A 7,775-nucleotide genomic window follows, 5' to 3' on the forward strand; every position below is an offset into this window, starting at 1 on the left:
AGCGTTTATTGATACTATCGTCCCAGTTCTTCACATTTCTAATTCCTTTCGGTAATTCTCCAAAGCATTTATTAACTTAGTATTCCCATATAAATTACTACGTAAATCATCAATAAATTTTACCCAGACCATTTTTAATTTCGAAAATATTTTCAGTTGGAAAAATTTTATTATAGAAATCTAAAAATAGATGCTGTAGAGTAAGGCACATGAGAAAGCGCGCTTCTCGAAGATGAAAATAATAATAAAAATAAAAATAAAAATAAAAAACAAAGGGGATTTCCGAAAAATGTCTACTCCTAAAAAGAAAAAGAATGAACTAAATAAGTTTCCATTTGGTCTAGTCGATGTCAGCCCAAATGTGAAAATTGTCGCTTCCCTAGAGTATAGTTCATTTACATCGACCAGTGCAATTTGCGAGTTCATTGATAATGCGTTAGATGCAAATGCGAATAAGATTTTTATTTACATTCAACAAATTGAACAAGGAAAGTTTTTATTAACTATCGCAGACGATGGCTCGGGGATGGACCCATATGAACTACAAGAATCATTACGATTAGCAAGTAATTAAAAGGAGAGAAAACTCATGTTCAAAAAAAATAAAATCGGTAAATTAGGTATGGGTGAAAATGCTGCGGCCATGTACTTATCAGATAGAGTCGAAATTTTTACAAAAGTAGATAATTTCGACTTGGTCAATGGGGAGTTCTCCAGGAGTGATTTGTTAAACCGTGGAGCTTTTGAGACTCCAATTAATAAAGCATTAGTCGGAGATATTGAATTTTTCGGCAGTAAAACACAAAATTCTAATCACGGTACAGTTTTACTTTTAAAAACCGAAAAATTCAAGAATGTGTTTGCCAAAAAAAATGCACAGTTGCTAAGCCTGAGTTTAGGCCAGACTTATCGTAAGTTTATCCAAGACGGCAAAGAGATTTATGTAAGTAGCAATCATGATTTAGGGGAAAGGGTGTTTCCAATTGACCCCTTAATGATGGAGAATAAAGAAACAAAAGTTTTTTTAAACAATAGAGCATTTCCTGTACCCTATAAAATCAGTAATGCAAAGCGCGGCAATACTACAGTTGTTATTTCAGCTGTAGTATTGCCAGCGAAAACCGACAATGCCTTTATTCCTACTAACGTAACGAATCAGGGGATTTACTTTGTCAGAGAAGGACGGGAGATTAACTCGGCAATTTGGATTAAAGAAATTTGGGGTGAAAAGCATAACTCAATGAACAGAATCCGAATTGAAATCAACTTCACAAGCGAATTAGATTTAGAAATGGGCATTTCTTTTCAAAAAAGTGCAGACATTGCACCATCAGCACTTATTATTGAAGCACTAGCAGCCCATCTTAAAGAACCTATCGAAGAAATGAAGCAATATATTGAGGAGCAGAGACTACAAAAGGTGGCCTCAAGCGAGCAAAAGTATATTATTGAAAAAAAAGCCCATATTGAAACGGAGATGCCCGAAAAAAACCTTGTAGAGACTTTCACCATTGATTGTTCAAAGCAAGAAGCTGAATACAAGAATTCAACATTAGACGACACGCCATCCAATCAATTGAGTGTAAATAATAGTGTTACTCACGCTTCTTTTGATGCGCAGCTGAAATCGAAAAAAAAAGAGTCGAATGCAGAAAAACGTAGAAGGGAAGTAATTGAATTAACCTTGAATCTAAAAAAAATGATTGGAAGTAATATCAATCTATTGGCTGAAGTTATGGAAATTTTGAAACAATAATAAGCTTACAAAGTTCCTAATCTATCTAATAGTTTAGGAACTTTGTTTATTTTCAAACATCTACTCAAACCCTTTTTCCAACCCGTATTCTTTCCTCCTTCAAAGTTTCTCGTAACAAGTAAAATTGCTCTAAAACATCCACTCGAAAATGCCCTGAATCCAAACTAGCTAAGAACATAGCGTTTTCATAGTGATACAGCTCTCTGTCGCCCGAACTCCGAGTTTTATTAATACGTTGCTTTGACTGTTGGTACTTCTTCATTACTTTTTCGTCTTTTAAACGTTCTTCAAGCATACTTTTTTGCCTCTCCTCGTCCATCGAATTATAGAAAACGAAACGTTCGTTCACAAAAGTCTTACGAGCTGTGTGAAAACTTGCTGTCACCTTTATTTCAGTCGTTCTAAACTTAGTTTTACCGTTTTCATCTCGATATTTATAGGAAACCGTTTCAACTTTATTTAATCCGGCTCTTTCCCCAGCGGCTGTTACAATTCCGCTGAGTTTTCTCATTGCACTTTCGTTTCTCATCGTTTTTCTTTCATCTCCTTCTTTATAAAGACGAATGATTCTGTCCCCGGACTTTTTCCCTTCCATCAATTCTCTCAAGTATTCCAATGTATCCTCTGGTATCGGCACATTTCGAGTCAAACCACCCTTGCTTTTCTCAATCTTAACTGTTCCAGTGAAATTTACGGTTCCATTTAGATTAATATTACCAACAGTAAGATTCATTACGTCCTTTAGTCGAGCACCGGTCAACATAGCTATTTTATAGGCATGATACGCAACTTCAGTATGGTGTGACCTTGAATTTTTTATTTCTTCCAGCAATCGGCTGCTGCTTTCTAAATCCGCTGAAAGTGTGTGAGTATACCTTCCTGACCTGCGAACATGGTTGAAATCGAGCATCTTCTTTATTTCATCCTTATCCACACATTCAATTTCACTTTTAAATGTATTTGTTTTTATTGTTGCATGTCGAAAGAATTCTAACGCAGCACGTTCTTGTTTAATAGAAAAGGCTACACCCAAATTTCCACTCTTCCAATCGTCTACAGCCTCATTTACGTACTTCATAAACATTACCGGCTTCCACTTCGTTACATCGGAAATGTTGAAATCTTTGCTTATTTTATTAGCGTATTTCATCACGATTTTTTCATAATCATTGTAGGTCTTATCAGACAGACGGGCCTTTCCTTGCTTCACAGTTATATTTTGATTTCGAGCTGCTCTGAAAATTGCTGCGATTTTTTGTTTACTCTTCTCTAATTTACTCATATCACACCTCCTCAAAAATTTTCTACGGGTTTTACCGGAAGTCGTTCACGCTATAATTTGCTATTTGCTGCCGACAAAGGCCGGGTGATACCCTACTCTCAGTTTTTTTAGTTCAAAACGGAGCATGGAAAAAGGCTCATTCCTCCCCAGATTTTTGCAAAACCTCAGAAACTGGTTATATGACAGTTTGAGAAATCTCAAACGGTCATATAACCGTTTCTAAAGCATGCTCATTCGCTTCGCTCTTTCACACTAAAGTCAAAGGCACGTTGCTCGCTCCTCGAACATCGTCACTGGCGCATGCGCCGACTCCTCGTTCGAGAAGCTGCGCTACGCTAAAGCATCGCATCCTCGTGCCCCGCCGCGTGTTCCGCATTGCAGCCGCAATGCTCCTCACGCGTCGTTTCACGACGCTGCCATTTGATTCCACACCGCCCCCCGATGCTCCATCAAATGAGAACCTTCAAACCTTTAAGGAAAAAAACCAAAGCGAATTAACCTACCTCACATGAATTGTTTCCATGATATTGAGCGCACATGGTTTGCTGTTGCGAGCGTCCGTAGACAATAAATCACACCCTAGAATTTTGGTTCGCCGATTCGTTCGACTGGGAAGACGCAAGAAACTCCCGCTAACGTCATGTTGAACAGGTAAATCTGAAAATAAGAGAATTGCACCACTTTATTAACTAACTCTTCTACAAATACGTTTGAATTGACTCTAGTAACGATTCAACGGTTTGGTTCAAACCTGATTCTCAACTCTTTTACTCCTCTACTCTTTCCTAATTAATCTCATCTCAATTCATCCATTTCAGGCACAAAGTTTCCCTAAAAAGTTCGGCTTTGTTTATTTGGGCCTTTCTGAATGAATCGTTCTCAACTCTACAATTTCTTTCTCGATGTAACTTCCAGGTTTGCATCTCTCCCGTCCAAAATGAAATTCTCGACTTTTTAATACCGTACGCATGTTGCAATTTCGGGCTTTTCTTCTTCACCTATCTTTTTTCGAGCTTCGTTTCAGATTTGTCCTGACTATTAGGTGAATCGGGCATGCTTTTGAAAGTCAAACCGAGTTCGTCTTTCAGATGTTTCTACTGTTTGATTTAATGACAATCAGCAGTACATGTTTAATCCCTCCTAATCGAGCTGTCCTTACACCAAGCAAGGTGTATATTCTTTTATATAATTAGGTTGTTGCTACTCAGTATAACCGCAGAGGATTATACGACGCTGTTTGTACAGAGACACATTGTCAGCGATTTAAAATAAAATTAGTGATTATACTCTATTATCATAACCCAGTTCTAAAATCCGGGTTAAAAGTTACATTTTTTTTCATCTTCATTTATAATCATTGAAATTTTGTGGAGGTGAAAGTGTGAGCTTAGAACAGTTGGAAGCATTATCTTGTAAGAGGTTAACTATACAAAAGCGTAAGTTCAATTCAGAACAACTTGAGGATTTCAAATGGAGAGAAAAGTTGGATTCAACTATGAAAGAATTTTATGTCGACCATAGTAACGCGGCATTAAAACAAGGATTCATTGAGCTGCCGGTATTCGACGACGATGAAATGATTGATTACTCCATTATGCACAAAGGAGTTTATTACGAAAGCAAGGCTAACTTAGTGGAGTATAAGATTCGCTATAGTTTTCTTGGATTCATGCACCTAACGCTTTACTATGGATATAAAGTGCTAAAGAGGTCGGACGAAAAATTCCTTGATACGATTCACAGCGAAAGTATAGATATGTATTTTTACTTTGATTATGTGCTAGGGCATTGGAAGAAGTCATCCGATAAGGAAGGGTGGATAAAATCAAGAGATTTACTTGAAAGACAAAAAAATAACGAGCAGCTTTCAGCAGCTCGCGAGTTTTATGCACTGAGAGAAGCATTTATTATGCACCAGAACATTAACAAACTGAAAACATCTCAGAGCGGTTCATGGGACATGTGCTTCGGAGCTTTAAAGAATGTTCTGAATTCGACCCTAAGCTATCAAGAGACAAAGCATTTCGTAAATAAAATTTCCGATGGGCAGTACGGAAAGATAAAGGGGCAAATCGAGGATACACTTTCATATATAGAATGTGCTCGCAAAAAGATGGCTGAAGGTGAAGACGACATGAAATACATTGAAGGAGCCGTACGAGAAGTTAAAAGAATCATATTGGAACCAGGATATTGGGTCATCGGATACGATATTTATCCAAACGTCGCTGAACAATATATTTTGATACAGAAAGCAGATAGCAATCGTAACCATGGCTCGAAAGATGACCTTAAACGAATCATTCTAAATTTGGTGCTGGTCGAATTGCCAAATACGTTTAAAATGGAAGATAACTTTATCACGATGTCCAATCCCATATTGATTGGAAAGCTCAAAGCGAAAAAATAAACCCAAGGGTGATTTCCCCTTGGGTTTTACACGTTATCCAGCCCTAAAATAGTTACCTTAACGTTCTTCCAGAAAAACCCCTTGTCTTTTACGCTAATACCTCGAACGTTATCAGCACCTTGTTTACCATTTCATGATTACAAATTTCTCATTCTGACGAACCTTCTTGCTGCACCTCTACTTCACACCTAAATTTAGCTTTTAAATCCCCTTTGGCAACCTTATCTAAATGCCACCACCATTCAGTTAGTGGGATATCTTTTGCATCAGTCAAAGAAAAGTCATACACTTTGCTGATGTGTCTGAACATTTCCTCAGCTTTAAGCATTAACAATAGGTCGTATTTTGCCAATACTGTTGCTTCAATATTGCTCATCTGGCCAACAACATGCTTCTGAATTTCGCTTCTGTCGTGTAGCATTCTCAAATGCTCGAACGGACTACAGTCCAAATCTTCAATATCTTCACCGTAATTAAGTATCTCCTGGTTTATGTAACCCAGAGTCTCATCCCTCCGAATTGATTCCATGCTTACCTCCCTACCAGCTTTTGTTTCTTGATTCATATGTTTAAATAATTGTGCTCTTTGCACCTTCGCAGCGATTTCAATGCTGTCTCGGATGAATTGCTTTTTTTCACTCGAAGCTTCACGCGTTTGAGTGTTCAGCAAGTCATTTGCTACTATTTGACTCAAATGTTTTTGTTTCTCTGCCATAAGATATTTATCAATCAAAGACGTTGGGACTGCTTTTAATCCCTTTTCGGCACCAAGGTTGACGAAAAGGAGCTTCAAAACATCAAGCAACTCCTCGTCATTGTAAAGCAATTTACCTTCCCTAGGCATTTCCCAACGTTCCGGTAAAAAATATTGTGCAACTTCATAATCAAGCGCCTGTGGCTCCATTTTTATATCAAGCAAAGGAGCTTTTCTTTTCCATTCGTATTCCTGCAAATATATATCACGCAGCTCATCAAATGAATAAGGTAAATCCTTAATGGTTTTCTCCTCTTCTTGAAGCTTACGAGCAAAATATTCTTCGAAAGATAACTCCTTGTCCATTTCAAACACCTCACTATGTTTAGGCATCAGCTTACGGAAAGCATTATTTGCAACAATTCTAAAAAGATTTTAACATAATTCCCGGTAATAACCGCAAAATATTGTATCCATAATTTATTACAAAACAAAATATCGTTCATACAGAATAATTACAACGTTAATACAGCGTTTAAACATTGTATATACACTTTTCAATAACATGATATTCTTGTAGATTGTTGACACTTGAACCTTACTGTTATTGGGAAGAACATATCAATGTAATGAAAATCATTATAGGGGCCGATGCTTGAGGGAGGGGAGGACAGAATTACCCTTCAAATGAAGGATAGATTTCCACATTTTAAAAAAGGCACGATGCCTTCTGTCAGGTATGGTTAATTAATATTGAGGTGCCGAACATCAGGCAGGACCCTATTTCAGCTCGCCCAGATGCAGCTTTACCGAGCACTCTTACTATTGAGTACACCTCGTTCTACCTAGCCTTTCGGCTACTGCGACGGTCACTTCTGGTGAAATTGAAAATGCCCCTCTAACGGGCGAACATCGGTAGTAATCCGATGCCGGGGCTGACGGGAAACCCAACGGATAATTTTACGTCATTTCATCAGAGATATATGCCTCCCATATATCTTCGTAGGCGCTTCGCCACATAGTAATTGTCAACTGATGTTACGTCAGTTTAATGTTATTTTTAAATGAACTCTTTTAAACCTTTTTTTCAAATTAAAAAACTTTTGATTTCTCTTGTTACCCTGTTCATCAGTAACTATAATGCGGATTAGCACACTGCCGGTACAACATAGCACGAACATCTTAATGTTGACTAAAAGTCCATGAAAAAAACCGCCACAACGGCAGATTTAGTTAAGTTCTAAAATTTATTACGGGATGCTATTATCATTTGTTAATATATCTTGATGCAAATAATGATTTGTTATCTTCATCAAAGTATGGTTTTTACGTAGTTAATTAATTTTAATTCATCCCTATCAAGAAATAATTATCTTTTTCCTGATTTCTAAAGAAATATGTTTTTTAAGGAATATACAATAAAGGCATGAACTACAAAATTCAAAGAACTACTTTACTCCTTCTCTCTATTGTTTTCCAACTAAAGGTTGTAATTCCTCTCTTAAAATTCTCTCAGTTTCCTCAACAAGAATGAATCTCCTTCCATCTACCGTGTCAGGAATTACAGCCATTGAAACGCGAATCGGAAAATCACAAAAAACAGATTCTACTGTAATAAAGTCAGCTAATTTCA

5 protein-coding genes are annotated in these 7,775 nt (G+C 37.2%); 3 read left to right on the forward strand and 2 right to left on the reverse strand.

Annotation, left to right across the window (positions count from 1 at the left end; genetic code table 11):
• Window positions 1-232: 232 nt before the first annotated feature.
• Together AB4Z17_RS30090 and AB4Z17_RS30095 are read left to right on the forward strand one after the other, a co-directional pair.
• Entirely contained in the window at window positions 233-574 is a 342-nt protein-coding gene (locus tag AB4Z17_RS30090) for an ATP-binding protein (protein ID WP_441963938.1), read from the forward strand.
• A gap of 15 nt (window positions 575-589) precedes the next feature.
• Entirely contained in the window at window positions 590-1,756 is a 1,167-nt protein-coding gene (locus AB4Z17_RS30095) for a hypothetical protein (RefSeq protein ID WP_441963940.1), read from the forward strand.
• Between the two features lie 64 nt (window positions 1,757-1,820).
• On the opposite strand, the gene AB4Z17_RS30100 is transcribed toward AB4Z17_RS30095, so the two are convergent.
• Window positions 1,821-3,038 carry a tyrosine-type recombinase/integrase gene (locus tag AB4Z17_RS30100; protein WP_441963942.1) on the reverse strand — a complete coding sequence of 406 codons (1,218 nt, stop codon included), beginning with the start codon at window positions 3,036-3,038 and terminating at the stop codon, window positions 1,821-1,823.
• A 1,381-nt stretch (window positions 3,039-4,419) separates the two neighbouring features.
• On the opposite strand from AB4Z17_RS30100, the gene AB4Z17_RS30105 reads away from it, so the two are divergent.
• A complete protein-coding gene (locus tag AB4Z17_RS30105; RefSeq protein ID WP_441963944.1) occupies window positions 4,420-5,448 on the forward strand; it encodes a hypothetical protein in 1,029 nt (342 codons plus the stop codon).
• Window positions 5,449-5,596: 148 nt separating this feature from the next.
• Here AB4Z17_RS30105 and AB4Z17_RS30110 read toward each other — a convergent pair whose 3' ends face one another.
• Complete coding sequence (locus AB4Z17_RS30110; protein ID WP_441963946.1) at window positions 5,597-6,508, reverse strand: hypothetical protein; 912 nt, start codon at window positions 6,506-6,508, stop codon at window positions 5,597-5,599.
• Window positions 6,509-7,775: the final 1,267 nt, after the last annotated feature.

The organism is Paenibacillus sp. TAF43_2 (assembly GCF_052113545.1).
GTDB lineage: Bacteria > Bacillota > Bacilli > Paenibacillales > Paenibacillaceae > Pristimantibacillus.